Origin of the sequence: Acetobacterium sp. MES1, assembly GCF_002237635.1 — a bacterium.
Lineage (GTDB): Bacteria > Bacillota > Clostridia > Eubacteriales > Eubacteriaceae > Acetobacterium > Acetobacterium wieringae.
In genome coordinates, this window is the sequence record NZ_MJUY01000032.1 from 1 (window position 1) to 19,682 (window position 19,682).

Below are 19,682 nucleotides of genomic sequence, written 5' to 3' on the forward strand. Positions count from 1 at the left end.
AAAATTCGGATGTTCTTCCAGTAAGCCGTGAAATCACGGTTGACCAGGCGATTGCCTTAGCAAAATCTCAAGGTTATCAGATCCTCTCCGACGCCTGATCTTTCCATCACTATACTTTTTTACACCATCTCTTGATGGTTTGTTTGCTATGCACTAAATCAGACTTACCTGATACTTAGGATGTTTCAGACTTTCCTTCTTCAATCATCAGGTTAACGTTTAACCGTGGTGATTTCTTCCTGTTATCTCTAATTTTATGAAAAGGTATGCTTTTGCGCAGAATATTTTACGATAATTAAATATTATATCAGTTTTACATTATGATCTGTTTAAAGAAATGGTTTTTCTTAATTATTTTTCGATTTTTGACGCAATCCAATCAGTTCTAGTATGCCATTTTTAGGCAATGATCGTCAATAGAATTAATAAAAATCAAGTTACCTAAACGCTGGTTTATCTACCTCAGACAACTAAAGACAAAAAACAGCTGCCGTTTCTTTAACAGCACCTGTTTTGTATTAATAATTATTGATTTATCCAATCATTCGTGGTATCATCTAATGAACGAACACAAATAACCCATTTTATTATTTCACAAATAAATATTACCATATCTTGTCAGCTTTGTCAATAGGTAATTTATTTTTTGTGTAAGCCCGGGAGGTAACCATATGTCGTTTGAACTGATGCTGTTTGATAATTTTCTGATTGAAAAACAGGCCGTTTCGGAAGTGTTGCTATGCAATAAAATTACGGCCGACTATTCACTGGTCTTGTCTGAAGAGCAGGCGCTGGAACTGGTTGAAACCCGCTCCTATTCGCTGAAGAATGTTGGCCGGGTCGAATTTGGCGGCGGAATTATTGAAAAAGTCATTCTGACCTTTGCCGACAGCCCATATATCGCCCAATATCGCTATGCAGAAATCATAAACGAGCTGGTTGAAATCTTTTATTATTTCAAGAATGAAACCCTGGATTTAATGAGCGATGATGATCTGATTGGCTATATGAAAAAGTACTTTGATGGGGTCTGTCAGGGTTCTTTGGATCAACTTAAATATCGGGAACTGGAACGAATGGCTAAAAATGTCCGGCTGGGACTTGATCCTGATTATAACGATCTTTATGATAGTGAAAAATTGATGGAAGATGAGGATGAGGATGAAGATGAAGAATAAGATCAAAAAACCGTCTATGATCGATGGCGACAAGCTCAGTGGCGAATTTTATTTTCAGTCTCTGCTCCAGGAAGCCTATGTCAAGGGTGTCCTAAGTTCTAAAGAATCCGAACGTATTCAACTGGAGTGTCTTAAACTGCTGGCCGACAATACTGAGCGGTTTACCCGGGGCCAAAGCAGCTCGATCCGGGTTGAAATCGCCCAGGGCATTATGGCTTCCAACCTCTTTACCATCGGCATCTACCTTAAATCACTGCCCGATCTAGACACCGCCATCTTTCATATCCAAAATGAACCGCTTGAAAAACTCTATGAATATGGTTTAGCGGTACTGAAGCGAAAAATAAATGTGGCCCATTATTTTTATAACCGGGTTTGCAAAAGCAAGCTAAAAACCGCAAATCAAGCCTACAATCTCACCATTGACCAAGGTTTTAAGCCCTTTTTTGAAAGCTATGAAATCAATTTTCATGCCCATGAAATCCCCAGTGACATCGACTATCAACTGATCCATCCGGTCACGGATCTGGCCGGGGTTGAGTTCGTCATCAAGTATCTGGAAAGCCTCTATTATGAAAATCTATTTTGTTCCTATTTTGATGCCGATACTATCCATGAAGTGATGAGCGGTTATGATCCGTCCTACAAATATCTCCTCGATAATATCTGTGCCCAGGTTTTGCAAAATGCCCTGGGTTGTCAGTTATTGACTGCGCCCCCAGACCGGCTGGATTTCAGCCCGGCCGATCTCAATGCGCTGGATAAAAAATTAAAAAATCACAGTCAGGCTGAGCTCCAAACGCAGTTGGAAACAGCGGCCCGGGAACTTATTACCGATCTGAAACTAACCAATCGGTCTCTGAAAAAGTACCTGCTAACCAGCCTCCCGAAAATCACCCCCACTGTTTTTCAGGGTCTGGCCACCCACTCTCTTAATAAGGTTTTTGTGCCCCGGTATAATCCTAATATCAAGTCCATTGTCCATTACAATATGGGCATTAAAATGGATGACAAGGCTTATCGGGAAATGATTATGGAGTTTTTGTCCTGCCGTTTTTTCGACGACAAGCTGGCCATCATTAAAGAACAGATTAAAACCCTGGCCGATATGGAAGACCTGCTCATCGCCGGCGAACTGGAGCCCACCGAAGCAGCCATGATCTTTGATCTGCTGGAGGACATTGAGCTGGCGGTGCTGACCAAACGTCATCCCCTCCATCCGGCCATTGACGCCATTGATTTTTCCGCTTCCGAAATCCGGATGCAGCAAAATCTGGATGCCTATCTTAGGACACTGCCCCGGGAGCGGTTGGCTAAAATTCTCAGTATGACCACCACCATTGAGGTCGTCTAAATTTAAAAGGGCTTCGTCCCACTTAACCAGCCCTGGGCTTCCCAGTGGTTGCGATCGGTGGGATTCCAGTCGTTCTTTTTCATCATATCTTTCATCATCACAAACATGATTTTTCGAAACAGGGGCGCAGCGCTGTGTTCGATATTAGCCACCGCTGCGGTGGCTTTTTGGGCCAACTGGGCCATGTCTTTTTCAATTTGACTACGCTTTTTGTCGGATATCTCACGCCAATTCATGGCGGCCACTGCCTGCTTACTGGCAAACCGTTTTTTTACCCCCCAGAATTTCAGACTGTTCTGCATCGTTTTGGTGGTGTGGGAAAGACCCGCACCGGCCGTGGTGGCAAAACTGATACCCACCTTATTAAACATCTTCGGATTGGGTCGGTGGCTGAGCCACATAAAGCAGAGATGATCCAGTAAAGCTTTTAACTGACCGCTAACATCCAATCCATAAACCGAAGAGGTCAGAATCACCAGATCGGCCTCTTCCAAAGCGGTAACAATGGGCCGGATCTGATCGGCGTGGGGGCAGGTGTCTTCCCCCTTTAAGAAGCAGGAAAAACAACCGCTGCAAAAATTGGACATGTCTTTGGGCAGATAAAACTCCGTTATCTCAGTAACTACCTGTTTTGAAATATTCTGAACCAGCAACTCTTTACAATTCCAGGTGCTGCCATGACGCATGGTGCCATTGATTACGGTTATTTTCATCTTCTTTTCCTTTCCTGAACTTAGCTTAGCTTCAAATTTTCGAACCGGGTATTAGTTTTTGCTAAAGCCGGTAGCCGTGAATTTGGCAACCAGCACCGCATTGTCTTCATCAAAAATATCCACTGTATAGTTGCAAAGACTTCGGCCAGAAGATGTTTGGCTGGCTTTAGCCAGCAGTGTTTTCCCTTTGGCCGGTTTGAAATAGTTAATATTGGCATTAATGCCGACGGTTACTTTTCCGCTAGCATTGGCTGCCGCCGCAAAGGCAAAATCAGCCAGGGTAAAGATGGCACCGCCCTGGACAATCCCAACCCCATTAAGGTGCTTTTCCTGAATCGCCATTCTGACTTCGGCATAGCCCAGTTCCACTTTGACCAGTTCCAGCCCGACCAGTTTGGCAAACTGGTCGTTTTCGATGATCACAATTTTCTCTTTATCCATCTTTTTTCCTTTCTGATGTCTTAACTGTTAGGTAATTACATAACTGCCGTGAGTATTGTGTTCATTTTACAATTACCTGGTCTTCACTGTTCTTCACTGTTCTTCACCAGCACCAGGCCATAGAAATTTTCAGTGAAAGACTGGGTTTTCTGGCAATAAAAGCCAATTTCTTCCAGCATCGCAATGACGTCATCTTTGTCAATGCGGTGATCAATCGGTGGTCCCATTTCGGTTTGGGCTTTTTCCCAATCAATAATCGCCAGCTTACCACCAGGTTTTAAAATCCGGCTAATTTCTTCCAGAAACTGATTCTTATCAACAATTTCGTGGATCACATTGACCAGTAGTGCAAAAGAGACCGCTTCATCAGGAATCAGCAGATCCAGTTCTGCGGTTTTGACGGTCTTGATATTGTTCAAGCCCGCTGTCTTGCTGCGAAGTTCAACCTCTGCCAGCATTTCCGGCAAGGTATCCAAGGCATAGGCGATATTGTTCCCAATCAGTTCGGCGGCTGGAATCGTAAAATAACCAATTCCACAGCCAATATCCGCAAAAACATCAGTAACCTGCAAACCCAATTTTTCCAGGGTTTCAACCGGGGGCAGGTTTTCCCTGCGCCACTCATTATCCAGTTTCTTTATATTGATAGGGTTAAATTTATGTGCCATCTGTTTCTCCTGTTCACGATCTAATCTCAATGAATTCTAATTTGAGTCATTATACCATAAAGGCAGCGTCGGATAACAGCAGAAATTTCCAATAAAAAACCGACTGCCTTTTATGACAATCGGTTTTTAAAATCTTCATAGCCAAATTGTTTCACCATCCGGATCGTCTTTTCCTCTTTAAAGATGGCAATGGCTGGTAAATTCATGCCGTTAAAGGTGTTATTTTTAACCATCGAATAAATAGCCATATCACAGAACACCAGGCGGTCACCAATTTTTAGCGGTTCATCAAAAGCGTAATCACCGATAATATCGCCAGCCAGACAGGTCGGACCACCCAGCCGATAGGTAAAGGGTTTTTGATCCGGTAGGGCGGCCCCGATAATGTTGGGCCGATAGGGCATTTCCAGCACATCCGGCATATGACAGGCAGCCGAAGTATCGAGGATGGCATTGTGAATACCGTTGTCAACGAGATCCAATACCGTCGCCACCAGAAACCCGGTGTTAAGAGCTACAGCTTCGCCGGGCTCCAGATAGACCTTTAGCCCATATCTTTCCTGAATCCGCTTGATACAGGCAATCAGTTTTTCCACATCGTAATCATCCCGGGTGATGTGATGACCGCCGCCAAAGTTGAGCCATTTCAGCTGCGGTAAAAATTCACCGAAGTTTTCTTCCACCGCTTTCAGAGTCTCCTCCAGCGCATCGGCATTCTGCTCGCAGAGGGTGTGAAAATGAAAACCACTGATGCCTGCCAGCAATTCTGGTTGGAACTGAGCCCGGGTGACCCCCATCCTTGATCCTGGTGAACAGGGATCATAGATGGCGTGATCCTGGGTGGAGCATTCCGGATTAATCCGGATCCCACATTCTCTGCCGACACTAAGGGCTTTGTCCTTAAATTTCTGCCACTGATTGAAGGAATTAAATACGATATGGTCGCAGAGCCCGACGATTTCGTCAAACTCATCATCCCGGTAGGCGGTGGCAAAGACATGGGTTTCCCCGCCCATTTCCTGATGGCCCAGCCGGGCTTCAAAGAGCCCGCTGGCGGTGGTGCCGGCCAGATAGCGGCCGATCAGGGGGTAGAGCGCAAACATCGAAAAAGCCTTTTGAGCCAGCAGAATCCGACACCCGGTGGCTTGCTGGACCCGGTCCAGAATTTCCAAGTTTTTAATCAGCAGGCTTTCATCGACCAGATAACAGGGCGTCGGCAGTTCTTTGAAAGCATCCGTCAATTCCATTTGTGCCATGCTTAATCAACCAGCTCCGGTTCAAAACTTTCCTGCCAGGGCAGGCCCCATTTGTTCAGGGCATCCATAAAGGGATCGGGATCGAACTCTTCGATATTGTAAACCCCGGGTTTTTGCCACTGGCCAGTCATTACCAGCATTGCGCCGATCATCGCCGGTACCCCGGTGGTATAGGAGATCGCCTGGGAACCGACTTCTTTGTAGCATTCTTCGTGATCACAGACGTTGTAGAGGTAGTAGGTTTTATCCTGGCCGTCTTTTTTGCCCTGGAAGATGCAACCGATATTGGTTTTTCCTTTGGTGCTGGGGCCGAGGGTTGACGGATCTGGTAAGACAGCAGCTAAAAACTGTAGCGGAACGATCATCTTACCCTCATATTCAATCGGTTCAATCGAGGTCATGCCGACGTTTTCCAAACATTTCAGGTGGGTCAGATAGCTTTGTCCAAAGGTCATAAAGAAGCGAATCCGTTTGATGCCCTTGATATTTTGACCCAACGATTCCAGCTCTTCGTGATGCAACAGATACATATCTTTGGGCCCAATTTCCGGAAAATTGTATACCCGCTTGATTTCCATCGGCTCGGTTTCGACCCACTGACCGTCTTCCCAGTAGCTGCCGTTGGCGGTGACTTCACGAATATTAATTTCGGGATTGAAGTTGGTGGCAAAGGGATAACCGTGGTCGCCAGCGTTGGCATCGAGAATATCGATGTAATTGATCTCATCAAACTGGTGCTTCATGGCGTAGGCTGAAAATACACCAGTCACACCGGGGTCAAAGCCGCTGCCTAACAGGGCGGTAATCCCAGCTTTTTCAAACCGTTCCCGATATTCCCACTGCCATTTATATTCAAATTTGGCGGTATCTTCCGGCTCGTAATTGGCCGTATCAACGTAATGGGTTTTGGTGGCCAGACAGGCGTCCATAATGGTCAGATCCTGATACGGCAAGGCCAGGTTCAAGACGACGTCCGGCTTTTCCTTTTCAATCAGCGCAATCAACTCATCGACATTGTCGGCATTGACCTGAGCGGTGGTGATTTTGGTGGCTCCGCCATCCAGTTTTTCTTTTAAGGCATCGCACTTGCTTTTGGTTCGGCTGGCAATGCAGATTTCGGTAAACACGTCGCTGTTTTGACAGCATTTATGAATGGCCACACTGGCAACACCGCCGCAACCGATAATTAATGCTTTTCCCATAATTTGTTCCTCCTGTTTTCTATCATTTAACACATCATAACAAGGTTCGGGCGATCACGGATCGCCCCTACAATTCGTTTATGCCATTGCCAATAAGAGTTCCCGCAGCACCTTGCAGGCGACGGCGGTGGAAGCGCCGCTCTGGTCATAGACTGGTGATAACTCATTGATGTCGCAGCCGACCAGATTCAGCTGACTGACTTGTTGGATTGCTTCAAGCAGCTCTATAAAGCTGACACCACCGGGTTCCGGGGTGCCGGTGCCGGGGAAAACGGATGGGTCCAACACATCCAGATCCAGGGTGAAATAGACCGGTTTGCCCTGCAGTTTTTCAACCACTTCAGCCAGACCCTTAAAATTAAATTTCTGAGTGGTGACGTGATCTTTACCCCACTGGAACTCACTGCGTTCGCCGGAGCGGATCCCGAATTGATAGATCCGGCCGTCGCCAATGATATCCCAAACCCGGTGCAGCACCGTGGCATGGGACAAGGGGGCCCCCAGATAGTCATCCCGCAAATCGGCATGGGCATCAAAATGTACCACATGAAGCTCCGGATACTTTCGGGCCACCGCCCGGACCGCCCCCAGGGTCACCAGATGCTCGCCGCCAATCATCACCGGCCGCTTATTATCTCTTAATACTCGGGTGGTATAGCTTTCTATCGCTGCCAGGGCCTTTTCGGTATCGCCAAAACAAAGTTCGAGATCGCCGCCATCAAAAATGGAATAATCCTCCAGGTCTTTATCCTGGTAGGGGCTGTAGGTTTCCAGTCCGTAGGATTCCCCCCGCATGGTGCGACTGGCAAAGCGGGTGCCGGGACGAAAGGAGGTGGTGGAGTCAAAGGGTGCCCCAAAGACGACGATGTCCGATTCCCCATATTCGTTATCACAACCTAAAAAGGTCTCAATATTTTTATTCAACATCTTTTAACAACTCCTCCACATAGTTTGGCAGCGCAAAGGCGCCAACATGCAATTGGGTATTATAGTAGCGGGTTTTAAAACCCAGCGCATTCCATTTCACCGCCTTTAAATCCTCAATCGGATGGTATTTCTTGGAAGCAAAGCCAAACAACCAGTGTCCCGAGGGATAGGTGGGGATATGGGCCTGATAGACCCGGCTGATCGGGAAGGACTCGACAATCCGCTTATGGGCCCGTTGCATCGCCACGGCATCATCCAGATAAAAAGCACTTTCATGCTGATTGACCATAATTCCGTCTTCTTTCAAGGCCTTATAGCAATTGCCGTAAAACTCTTTGGTGAACAGGCCTTCGCCGGGGCCAAAGGGATCGGTGGAATCGACAATGATCAGATCGTATTCATTTTCGCAACGGCGAATAAATTTCAGACCATCCTGATAGTGGACGGTGACCCGCTCATCAGCAAAACAGCAGGCCGTTTGGGGCAGATGCTTTTTACAGACTTCCACCACCAGCTCATCAATTTCAACCAGGTCAATCTGTTCAACCAGCGGATAGCGCACCAGCTCGCGGATGGCACCGCCATCACCGCCGCCGATAATCAATACTTTTTTAGCGGCTGGATGAACCGCCATGGGAATATGAACCATCATCTCATGGTAGATAAACTCGTCTTTTTCGGTCAGCATCATGTAACCATCCAGGGTTAAAAAACGGCCAAATTCTTTGGAATCAAAGATATCGATCCGCTGAAATTCACTTTGTCCGCAGTACAGCTGACGATCCACCTGAATGGAAAATTTGACGTTGGGGGTATGTTTTTCTGAAAACCACAATTCCATTTAATCAATCCTCCTTCAGCACGTTAAGCTTTTTGATTTCCATATCTTCGGGACCGGTTAAAAAACAGCCCTTGTCTTTGACGTATTCAATCGAATCGAGAATTTCGGCCGTAATCATTTCACCGGGAGCCAGTATCGGAATTCCCGGCGGATAGCACATCACAAATTCGCTGCAGATCCGGCCGCCGCTTTTTTCCAGGGGCAGGGCTTCCTTCTCAGCATAAAAAGCTTCCTGCGGGGCCACCGCCACTGCCGGGTTTATATATTCGTATTGCAGCATCCCGGCCTTGTCTTTTTTATAGATCCGGCGGATTTCGGCCAGTGCTGAAACCAGCCGCTCCAGATTACGCTGGCTGTCGCCCACTGAAATGTAGGCCAGAATATTGCCGACATCGCCGAACTCCACCTGAATATCATATTCGTCCCGGAGAACATTGTAGACTTCAATCCCCGCCAGTCCCACGTTCAGGGTATTAATCGACAGCTTGGTGGCATCAAAATCGTAAATGGTATCGCCATTGATCAGTTCTTTGGAATAAGCGTAATAATCGCCGATCTGATTGATTTCATCCCGGGCATACTGGGCCATTTCAGTTACCTTGGCAAATATCTCCTTACCGTTGACGGCCAGATTTTTGCGGGAAATATCGAGACTGGAAAGCAGCAAATAAGACCCGCTGGTGGTCTGTGTCAGATTGATGATCTGCCGAACATACCCGGGGTTCATCCCGGCTCCTACCAGTAAAAAAGAGCTTTGCGTCAACGATCCGCCAGATTTATGCATACTGACCGAAGCCATATCGGCACCGGCAGCCATCCCGCTGATGGGCATGTTTTCGCCAAAATAGAAATGGGTGCCGTGGGCTTCATCGACCAGTATCAGCATCCCCGCTGCATGGGCCATTTCGGTAATCGCCTTGAGATTGGAACAAACCCCATAATAGGTCGGGTTATTGACCAGAATCGCTTTGGCATCCGGGTTTTCCCGGATCGCTTCGGCAACTGCAGACAGGGTCATCCCCAAGGAAATGCCGATTTCATGGTTGGTTTCGGGATTCACATAAACCGGGATGGCTCCACCCAGGATCATCGCATTGATGACACTACGGTGGACATTCCGGGGTAAGATAATCTTCTCCCCTTTTTTACAGGCTGACAGCACCATCGTCTGCACCGCCGAAGTCGTACCGTTAACCATAAAAAAGGCCTGTTTGGCACCAAAGGCATCCGCCGCCAGTTCCTCGGCTTCTTTGATCACTGAAACCGGATGGCAAAGATTATCCAACGGCTTCATCGAATTGACGTCCAGGGTCATACAGCGTTCCCCTAAAAAATCCGTCAGCTCCGGATTCCCTTTGCCCCGTTTATGGCCGGGCACATCAAAGGGTACCAGCCGATTTCGTTTAAATTCGTTGAGTGCCGCCATAATTGGCATCCGTTGTTGATTTAATTTTGGCACGTTTTATTCCTTTCCAAATTAATACACATCATTAATAGACATTACTGCCACTGAAAATTTCGATCATTTCCCGGCGCAGGTTTTCGGTGATCTGCAGCCGGGTTCGGGGTGGCAGCTCATAGGCATCGGTATTAAACAGATAATTCTGGAGGGTAATTTCTTTTAACAACATCTTGGTATGAAAAAGATTGGATTGATAAACATTAATATCAATGGCATCATATTCCTTGAGGGTTTTGTCATCGATATAATCCTGAATCGAGGTGATTTTATGATCCATAAACAGTTTTTTGCCACTGACATCCCGGGTAAAGCCCCGAACCCGATAATCCATGGTTATAATGTCCGAATCAAAGCTGCCAATCAGAAAATCCAGGGTGCTCAGCGGCGTAATTTCGCCGCAGGTGGCCACATCGATGTCGACCCGAAAGGTGGCAATGGAAGTATCCGGATGATATTCGGGATAAGTATGAACCGTCACATGACTTTTGTCCAGATGAGCCACCACCGTATCCCCCTGAAAGTTATTCTTTTCAATATTTTCTTCCCGGTATTCCCGCAAAAATGTTTCTTCGGCAATTAAAAAGGTGACACTGGCCCCCTGAGGATCGTAATCCTGCTTGGACACATTGAGTACCCGGGCGCCGATCATCTCGGTGACATGATATAAGATGTTGGTTAAGCGATCCGAGTTATACTGCTCATCAATATAGGCAATATAGTCCCGCTGCTCCCGTTCACTCTTGGCATAGCATACATCATAAATGTTAAAACTTAACGATTTTGTTAGATTGTTAAAGCCATTCAACTTTAATTTATTATCCATAATCCACCCCGTTTCCAATTTTATCGTGATTGTGCTCTACTTCTAAAAAACAAAAAACTCAAGTGATCCTTCAGCATCTGCTGTTCATCCACTTGAGTTTATTTCTACTGATTCGCTATTGACACGGGCAGCATACGTGCACCGTCTATCCATGATCCCAAACGTAGAAATTAGAGTCTATATAGCAAGAACTTACTTTTACTACTCTTATTGATTGTTTCACAAGTGTGATGTGCAAAACTGCACACGGTTTTAAGTAACCAACTTATAAAATTTGAGCTGCTGCTCAATCAATAAGGCAACGAAAGTTGCCAATCGGCATTTGACCTAGCTGTCCGTATGGCATTCAATTTCTTTTCCCGGGTTAAACCGATCAAGAAATGGTCAAAAGAATTCTTTGCTGCATCCATAAATCCTGCTTATGAACGCACTAAATAGACATCAATCTATTTCTATCATTCGTTTCGAATTGTACTATAAATGATTCTGAAAATCAAGAAATATTTGTAAATTTAACCGGTTTCCAACATAATCCTTAGTCACTTTAAAGGCTTTTAAAAAATTCCTGAAGTACTGCCGAAGACGATCGCAATGTCTCCAGGGCTTGCCGATAATCAAATTCATTAATCTGTCGTTCCAGTTCACCGCCAGCCTTTCCCAGCGCCAAGATTAATTGATCTTTGTGCTCTTCAAATAAGTCATAAGCCTCTGTATCGTTGTTTTCAAGCAAAACCGCCAACTGGCTCAGAATCCCATTGACCTGATCCCTATTATCAACACCTTCTTTAATCCTTTCAGGCGCATAACCTGCTTTTGGCAGAGCCTCGACAAAACTGCTTAACGCATTAACAAAGTTATCAATTTGTTTTTCGAACTGCGCTTTTCCTGATCCAATCCGGACTGCCTGCTCCAGATCAGCGGCCAGCTCCTGAATTTTGATGGCGCCCAGATTTCCGGCCACCCCCTTGATTGAGTGAACCGTCTGCAAAATACTCGGGTAGTTTTCGGCGGCATTCTGACTTACAATATAATCGGTATCGGCCTGACACTTCTGCGCAAACTGTTGGATCAGTCGCAAATAAACGGAGGCATCACCGCCAAGAATTCGCAATCCGGTTTCCACATTCAATCCATCTACCTGCCGCAGAATTTTTAACTGATTTTGTATATCCGGCGACACAATTGCTTGCCTGACCAGGTCTTTTTCCGTATGACTTCGGGGTTTATCTTTATGCTCCGATTGAACGCTTCGAACTGGTAACCACTTGATCAGACTCTTGTATAAAATCTCCGGTTCCACTGGTTTGACCAGGTGATCATTCATCCCTGCTTTGATGCATTTTTTCCGGTCTTCTTCAAAGGCATTGGCGGTCATCGCCAAAATGGGAATCGCTTCCCAACCCGGCAAACTTCTGATCTTTGTTGTTGCCGACAAACCATCCATAACCGGCATCTGAACATCCATCAGGATTAAATCAAACTTTTTCTGAGTAATCCGATCAATTGCCTCCTGGCCATTTTCAGCCAGTTCGATTTTGAAGTTAAAGGGCTCAAAAAGCTGCCTGACAATTTCCTGATTAATCTGGTTGTCTTCAACAATCAGGATATGTGCGGGTTGATAGTGCTTTAAACGCGTCTCCAGATCATTGAGGGATGAAGGTATTTGAGCATCCAGATTGTCATCCAGCAATTCCATTAATGCGTCATTGAGCGTTGAGGGTGTCATTGGTTTGACAAGAATCCGGCTGATTCCGGCCCGCCGAGCTTCTTCAGCAGAAATCTGGTTGCCATATCCGGTGATCAGATAGACCTCTGGGCGGGTCTTCAGTTCCAGTGATTGCAGCATCAGCGCCGTGTCAATCCCATCCATCTCCGGCATTTTCAAATCCATCAATACCAGACGATAGGGCACCGTCATCTGGTCAGCTTTCTTCACCGCTGCCAGCCCTTCATTTCCCGAATTAACCGCATCACACTGAATTCCAAAATCAGCAAGCATACTAATCACCAACTCCCGGGCCTCCTGCATATCATCAATTACCAGAACCCGCATTGTTTCTGAAGACGCGATATTGATTCTATTTTTAGGAAGTGCCGTTGATTTTTCAAATGGCAACTCAAACCAAAACCGGCTTCCCAACCCCAGTTCACTATGAACCCCAATGTCACCACCTAAAAAGTTCACCAACCGGGAACTGATTGCCAGTCCCAGGCCAGTTCCCCCATAGAGACGGGTCATCGATTCATCTGCCTGGACAAAATCCTGAAAAAGTTTATTGATCTGATTTTTTGACATCCCGATTCCGGTATCACAAACCTCAAAGCGCAAGCGAATTTGTTTGTGATCCTGATTAATGATTCGAGCCACAATTTTGATGCTTCCTTTTTCGGTAAACTTCACGGCATTGCTCATTAAATTAAGTAGTATTTGGCCAAAACGAACTGAATCGCCTTGTAAAACCGTCGGAATATGATCCACATCCACCAGTATATTCAGATTTTTTTTTGCCGCTTCATCCGCTAAAAGATTACAAACCCGGTCAATTTCCCGGGTGGGTTCAAAATCATGGGCGTCCAGCTGCATCTTTCCGGCTTCTATTTTCGAAAGATCCAGCACATCATTTATGATATGAAGCAAGTGATTCGCCGCTTCTGTCAGCTTATCAAGCTGTTCCTCCTGGCGCATGGTCAGTGGATCCCGTCGGATCAGATGGGAAAGACCAATGATCGCATTCATGGGGGTTCGAATTTCATGGCTCATATTGGACAAGAATGCGCTTTTGGCCTGGTTAGCGGCTTCTGCATCGAGCTTTGCTTTTTCCAAATCAGTGGTTCTGGAAATAACCATTTCCTCAAGATGCTTTTGGTAATTCTCAAGTTCTTTTAGGTAGTTCATCTTTTCAGTCACATCTGCAACGGTACCCCAACTGGCAACCGGATTTCCCTGCTGATCATGCTCAAATTCCGATCGTTCTTCCACCCAACGAATTTGATCACCAGCAACAATCCGATGAAGCACAGTAAATGGTTGACCCTCCACCGATTTTTTCGTCCAGTTCTCAATAATATTTTTGCGATCATCCGGATAAACAAACCCCATATATGATTCGAACGTTTGTGGTGTTCCTATTTCGACACCAAAAATTCGATAGGTTTCATCAGACCAGGTCAGACAATCTGTTTCAATATCAAAATGCCAATGACCTGTTTTTGAAACCTGCTGAGCCCGATTTAAAAACGCTTCATTTTTCCGCAATGCTTGGGTTATCGCCATTCGCTCCCGGTTTAAAAAGGCCGTTCCGATTTGATCGGCGATATGACAGCCGAATGTGATTTCATCACTTCCCCACTCGTGTTTTCGATTGACATACATAAATCCAATGGAGCCAATCGCCTTTCCATTACATAAAATACTGCAAACCAGTAGTGTCGTTCCCCCCAAGGGTTTCATATACGCCTGCCAATAATCCTTCTCCTGGGGTTCAACCGACTTGTTATCAATAATCATGTATCTGTTTTTAATCAGATACTCAAAGGTCAGGGGTTGATCGGCTCGATTCATGGTCATTTTTTTGCTGTGGGTTTGCTCTTTTTTTACATAAAGATCGAGACATTCCATCATTGTCATTTCATTATTATATTGCCAGATTGACACCCGATCCGCTTCCAGTCGATTGCCCAAAAGTTCCGTTATTTCTTCTGAAAAACCTTCAATATCGCCATTGATCCCTGACTCCATCTGGCTGATTTCCCTAATCAGTTCCGTATGGAGATACAATTGATCAATAATTTTCTCTCGTTGATCCAACCCGGTATTTGCTTGATCTGCCATCTGACTCCCCCCTTCTGGTTCCGCCGTACTTCTATTATTCTCTCGGCTGTCCCTGGCTCATAACCTGTATAAAAGACTCAACTTCGGCTTCAAAAGCTTCTACCACATCCGGATCAAACTGCAACCCTTTCTGTTCCAGAATATAGTCAACCACCGCATCCACACGCCAGGCTTTTTTGTATGGCCGTACCGTGGTAAGGGCATCAAAAACATCAGCCAAAGCCATAATCCGGGCAGACAGCGGGATTTCATCACCATACAATTCTTCCGGATAACCTTTGCCATCCCATCGTTCATGATGATAATTCATAATTTTTTCAGCCTCTTCCAAAAAGGATAAGGCGGTTACTTCACCCATTTTGTTTTCTGCCTGGTTACCCGACAGGGTTTTATTGATTGCCAGTCGAATGGCATTGCCGCCGATTTTACAGTGATTTTTCATCACCTCATATTCCTCATTGTTAAGCTTCCCCGGCTTTAATAAAATGGCGTCAGGAATCCCGATCTTGCCAATATCGTGGAGGGGTGCTGCCTTAACAATCCGTTCGATGACTTCTGCATTTAAGTGATTTTCAAACCGCTTATGCTTCTGCAAACGCTCAGCGATAATCCTAACGTAATTCTGGGTTCGCATAACATGATTGGCTGTATCATTGTCCCGGGTTTCAACCAATTCCGCAAAGACATTCAAGGTCGTATCCTGGATCAGCTGATTTTCCACCATCCGTCGCTTAACCTCGGCCTCCAGCCATTCATTCTGGTTTTTAAGCCGATCTCTGGCATGTTTGAGTTCCAGATGCGCATTGACTCTGGCTAACACAATCCCCGGACGAAAGGGCTTGGTGATGTAATCAACCGCACCCAAATAAAACCCCTTTTCTTCGTCAATCAGACTATCCAGGGCAGTAATATAAATGACCGGAATTCCCTGATTATCTGGGTCTTTGCGTAATTCCGAAAGGGTCTCGTAGCCGTCCATTCCTGGCATAATGATATCCATCAGAATTAAATCTGGCTGAATTCCCTTTTTAACCGAATCAAGCAACTCCGCTCCAGATTTATAAGCCCGAATCAAAAAAGAGGGACTCAGTAGTTTTTTTAAGATCATTAAATTGATGGGTTCATCATCGACAATTGCGATTTCATCCTTTTTCATACTTCCCTCTCAAAATTAATCATTAACCAATCGGTTTTTGTATGTTTGTACCCCCAATGATCAAAAAAACCTGATACAACACCCGAATAAATCACCCAACCTCAATGTGCTACCAAAAGGACGTCACCGTTTTAGTGGTCTGGTCCTAAAATTTTGGCCAGATCCTGAAGATCCGCCGCATGAATGATTGCCAACACCTCATCAGCAGGCAATAGCCGGGTATCCCCATGAGGAATCAGCAACTGACCGTTTCTGATAATGGCCACCAACACCGATTCGGTGGGCAAACCAAGCTCCCTAACCATCTTTCCCACTGCCCGGGATGACGGATGAACCTTTTCTTCAACCAACGAAAACTGTCCCTGGTTGAGTTTAAGTAAGGTCATCATATCCCCCACTGACATTTCTTCAGCCACCAGCGTCGCCATCAACTCAGCCTGGTTCAACGCCACATCCACGCCCATTTCCGGAGTGAACAGCCAGGCATTTTTGGGATTTTTGATCCGGGCCAGAATCCTTGGCACCTGATATTCCAGTCGGGCAATAGTGGCCGCCACCAGATTGATCTCATCGGCACCGGTTACCACTGCCAGCACATCCGCCGAACGGATTCCAGCGGCTTCCAGCACCTCGGGGTCGGTGCCACTTCCTGATATCAGCACTTCTTTGGGCAGATCACATGCCAGCCGTTCCAATTGATGGGTTCTGATTTCGATCAGCTTAACCTGATGACCGCCGCCTTGCAACAGTGAAGTCAGATAAGCCCCCACCTTTCCACCACCTACGATTATTACGTTCATGATCGGCTCCTCTTTTCTATCCTAATCCCAACAGCGATTTTAGCCGTTCGCCGGATGCCGTGGCCACTGCCAGATGGACCAGATCCCGGTCTTCAAACACCGTACTAATCACCGGAATAATCGAGCGATTGCCGCGACTGATTGAAACCACGCTGACTTCGCCAGGAATTGTCAGCTCACCAACCCGACGTCCGACCAACAAGGCCGGGATCTCGATTTCCATTATATCCACATCTCCATTGCCGATGCTCATCGCCACATTAACCGGGGCGAAGCTCAGCAGATCCGCCACCCGATTGACGCCCCAGGACATTGGATCAAAGACCTGCAGTCCCAAACGCCGATAAATTTCGGCTTTCCGGGGTTCATGAAGCGCTGAAACCACTCGCGGAACCCCAAAAATCTGACTGGCGATTCGGGCGGTGAGCGCATTGGCCTCGTCGTTGGAAGTGACAGCAGCCAGCGAGTCCGTCCGCTTTATCCCGGCGGTAAGCAGCACCTCCCGATCAAACCCCACGCCAGCAATGGTTTTTCCTTTGAATCCGGTGCTCAGATGTTTAAACGTCAGCGGCTCCTGATCGATCACAATGATCTCATTGTCACCTTGACTTAACTTCATGGCTAAACCGGAACCGATTCGGCCGCAGCCGACGATAATGATTTTCATTTAGCTCTCCCCTTTCATAACTTCTGTTTTTTTCTGTAACCGGCGCCGATCCCAATATCTCAGGAATGCTTTGCGCAGTTCATCAATCAGAATCACTATCGGTACCCACATAAACAAATATGCCCACTCAATCAGACCGATTGGAGCGGTATTAAAGATCGCATGCAAAAATGGGGTATAGACCAGAATCGAAAAGACCGTCAGTTCACAAACAATCCCAATTAAAATCATATGGTTACTGAACAGCCCCACCTTAAAGACCGAAGCCCGTTCGGTTCGGCAATTAAAGACAATTCCGATTTGCGTTACCACAATGGCTCCCAAGGTCATGGTGGTGGCCATCCGGTAAATCTCCCCTGAATCTGCCATTGGTACCCCCGGCCAACCATTTTGCCAATACAGAAAGAAAAAGGCTGACATCGCAATGGCTCCTTCCATAATCCCATAGAATAAAAATGCCCGAATCAGTAGGGGGCGATTGAGCAAATGTTCTTTTCGGGAGCGTGGTGGCCGCTGCATGACGCCTTCCTCGGGGAGTTCAACCCCCAGAGCAATCGCCGGAATCATATCAGTGCCCAGATCCACCGCCAGAATCTGCATAACCGTCAATGGCAGCGGGATCTGACCTTTAGCGAATAAAAATACAATAAACGGTACCGCCTCCGGTACATTACTGTTTAAAATATAGGTCGCAAATTTGCGGATATTATTATAGACCCCCCGACCTTCTTCCACCGCATTGACAATCGAGGCGAAATTGTCGTCGGTGAGAATCATATCAGCGGCTTCCTTTGCCACATCGGTTCCGGAAATCCCCATGGCAATACCAATGTCGGCTTTTTTAAGGGCTGGCGAATCATTGACCCCATCCCCAGTGACTGCCACCACATTGCCCATTTCCTGAAGGGCGGAAACAACCCGCAGTTTTTGTTCTGGGGCCACCCGGGCAAAAATAATTTCCTCGGACAAGGCCTTTTTAAGATCGGCGTCATTGATTTCATCCAACTCAACACCGGTGACAATCCGGGGCTGTGCGCCATGAATAATGCCAATCCGCCGGGCAATGCTTTCGGCCGTCAAGCCATAATCCCCGGTAATCATAATAATTTTTATCCCGGCCTGATGACATTTTTTAACCGCTGCTGCCACTTCCACCCGAGGTGGATCAGCCATCACAGTCAGGCCTAAAAAAGTCATATTATTTTCAATCAGCTCCGGAGTATAATCACTAAGGCGCTCCGGCAAACCCATGTCCTTGGTTAACCTTCGCATTGCCACCGCCAAGACCCGGAGTCCTTTGCGGGCATAGTCGTCATTGGCTGCCATGATTTTTTTGCGGATCTCCCCATCCATTGCCACCTCTTCGCCATCGTTAAGATAGTGGCTACACAAATCCAGCACTTCTTTGGGTGCCCCCTTGATATAGGCCAGCTTTTCCAGACCTGAACGATCTCCAGCAACCTTGTGGATCGTCGTCATCCGCTTGCGCTGGGATTCAAAGGGCAGCTCCCGGAGCCGAGGGCTAAATTTCAGTTCCTGATCCAGATCAATTTTCCCCTTCCGGGCGGCCACCACCAGTGCCGCCTCGGTGGGATCCCCCAGAATATTCCAATGATTGATTTCCGGGGATGGCGGTAATAAGCGGGAATTATTACAAAAACTGGCCGCTACCAATAAGGTGCGCATGTCGCTGTTTTCGGCCAGCGAAATCGGAACATCGCCTGAGAGCATTTCACCTTCCGGGGCATAGCCAACCCCGGTTACCTTCATCTGTTGATTGACCATCCAGCAGTCGCTGACTGTCATTTCATTCTGGGTCAGGGTTCCGGTTTTATCGGTGCAGATCACTGTGGTGCAGCCCAGCGTTTCAACAGCCGATAGGCGCTTGATCAGGGCATTGCGTTTGGCCATCCGTTTGACGCCCATGGCCAGGGATAAGGTCACGGTTGGCAGCAGTCCCTCGGGGATAAAGGCGACAATCATCCCCATGGCAAAAATAAAGCTTTCGGTCACATTGACATGGGCCAACAACACTGCCAGCACAAAAAAGATGACCCCCATACTGATCGCCATGGCTGAAACCAGTCGGGTAATCCGTCCCATTTCAATCTGTAGCGGACTGGGTACCTCAACCATGTTCTGGGTCAAATCGGCAATTTTTCCGAACTCGGTAGTCATTCCAGTGGCAAAAACCACTGCCTTACAAACCCCTGAAGCGGCATTGGTTCCGGCAAAAATCAGCACCACCCGTCTAACGGGTGGTTTGCTCTGAGGCTATAAGCCTCTGTTACCGGCCGGCGCCTCAAGACGCTGGCCTTCACTTCGTTCAGGCTCTATGGCCTTTGCCACTTTTGCTTGCCCC

General features: G+C 46.7%; 16 protein-coding genes. 2 read left to right on the forward strand and 14 right to left on the reverse strand.

Annotated features, from left to right (window positions below):
• Nucleotides 1-671 precede the first annotated feature (671 nt).
• Both BI182_RS10300 and BI182_RS10305 read left to right on the forward strand, forming a co-directional pair.
• Nucleotides 672-1,178: a DUF6323 family protein gene (locus BI182_RS10300; RefSeq protein WP_286807763.1), complete on the forward strand. Its 507-nt coding sequence runs from the start codon at nt 672-674 to the stop codon at nt 1,176-1,178.
• Nucleotides 1,168-2,532, forward strand: coding sequence for a DUF6179 domain-containing protein (locus BI182_RS10305; RefSeq protein WP_286807764.1), 1,365 nt, complete (start codon nt 1,168-1,170; stop codon nt 2,530-2,532). Before BI182_RS10300 ends, BI182_RS10305 begins: the two co-directional genes overlap by 11 nt.
• 2 nt (nt 2,533-2,534) lie before the next feature.
• Here BI182_RS10305 and BI182_RS10310 read toward each other — a convergent pair whose 3' ends face one another.
• The 14 genes from BI182_RS10310 to BI182_RS10375 all read right to left on the reverse strand — a co-directional run bounded on the left by BI182_RS10310 (nt 2,535) and on the right by BI182_RS10375 (nt 19,564).
• Nucleotides 2,535-3,245 carry a flavodoxin family protein gene (locus BI182_RS10310; RefSeq protein WP_286807765.1) on the reverse strand — a complete coding sequence of 237 codons (711 nt, stop codon included), beginning with the start codon at nt 3,243-3,245 and terminating at the stop codon, nt 2,535-2,537.
• A 51-nt stretch (nt 3,246-3,296) separates the two neighbouring features.
• Nucleotides 3,297-3,686, reverse strand: coding sequence for a PaaI family thioesterase (locus BI182_RS10315; RefSeq protein WP_250934022.1), 390 nt, complete (start codon nt 3,684-3,686; stop codon nt 3,297-3,299).
• A gap of 83 nt (nt 3,687-3,769) precedes the next feature.
• Nucleotides 3,770-4,354: a class I SAM-dependent methyltransferase gene (locus BI182_RS10320; RefSeq protein WP_286807766.1), complete on the reverse strand. Its 585-nt coding sequence runs from the start codon at nt 4,352-4,354 to the stop codon at nt 3,770-3,772.
• Nucleotides 4,355-4,464: 110 nt separating this feature from the next.
• On the reverse strand, nt 4,465-5,601 hold the full coding sequence (nspC, locus tag BI182_RS10325; protein WP_286807772.1) for a carboxynorspermidine decarboxylase: 1,137 nt from the start codon (nt 5,599-5,601) through the stop codon (nt 4,465-4,467).
• An 11-nt stretch (nt 5,602-5,612) separates the two neighbouring features.
• Nucleotides 5,613-6,812 (reverse strand): saccharopine dehydrogenase family protein, encoded by a 1,200-nt coding sequence (locus BI182_RS10330; protein WP_286807767.1) that lies wholly within the window; start codon nt 6,810-6,812, stop codon nt 5,613-5,615.
• 78 nt (nt 6,813-6,890) lie between these two features.
• Nucleotides 6,891-7,739: an agmatinase gene (gene speB / locus BI182_RS10335; protein ID WP_286807768.1), complete on the reverse strand. Its 849-nt coding sequence runs from the start codon at nt 7,737-7,739 to the stop codon at nt 6,891-6,893.
• Complete coding sequence (gene speE / locus BI182_RS10340; RefSeq protein WP_286807769.1) at nt 7,729-8,580, reverse strand: polyamine aminopropyltransferase; 852 nt, start codon at nt 8,578-8,580, stop codon at nt 7,729-7,731. The genes speB and speE overlap by 11 nt, the downstream gene beginning before the upstream one ends.
• Nucleotides 8,581-8,584: 4 nt before the next feature.
• Nucleotides 8,585-10,015 carry an aminotransferase class I/II-fold pyridoxal phosphate-dependent enzyme gene (locus BI182_RS10345; RefSeq protein WP_228880444.1) on the reverse strand — a complete coding sequence of 477 codons (1,431 nt, stop codon included), beginning with the start codon at nt 10,013-10,015 and terminating at the stop codon, nt 8,585-8,587.
• 55 nt (nt 10,016-10,070) lie between these two features.
• Entirely contained in the window at nt 10,071-10,865 is a 795-nt protein-coding gene (speD, locus tag BI182_RS10350) for an adenosylmethionine decarboxylase (protein ID WP_070370929.1), read from the reverse strand.
• A gap of 544 nt (nt 10,866-11,409) precedes the next feature.
• Nucleotides 11,410-14,697, reverse strand: a complete 3,288-nt coding sequence (locus BI182_RS10355) for a response regulator (RefSeq protein ID WP_286807770.1) — start codon at nt 14,695-14,697, stop codon at nt 11,410-11,412.
• A gap of 34 nt (nt 14,698-14,731) precedes the next feature.
• Entirely contained in the window at nt 14,732-15,853 is a 1,122-nt protein-coding gene (locus BI182_RS10360) for an HD-GYP domain-containing protein (protein WP_148638157.1), read from the reverse strand.
• 131 nt (nt 15,854-15,984) lie between these two features.
• Nucleotides 15,985-16,653 (reverse strand): potassium channel family protein, encoded by a 669-nt coding sequence (locus BI182_RS10365; protein WP_070370923.1) that lies wholly within the window; start codon nt 16,651-16,653, stop codon nt 15,985-15,987.
• Between the two features lie 16 nt (nt 16,654-16,669).
• Nucleotides 16,670-17,320, reverse strand: coding sequence for a potassium channel family protein (locus BI182_RS10370; protein WP_070370922.1), 651 nt, complete (start codon nt 17,318-17,320; stop codon nt 16,670-16,672).
• Entirely contained in the window at nt 17,321-19,564 is a 2,244-nt protein-coding gene (locus BI182_RS10375) for a cation-translocating P-type ATPase (protein WP_286807771.1), read from the reverse strand. It abuts the gene before it with no gap.
• Between the last annotated feature and the right edge of the window lie 118 nt (nt 19,565-19,682).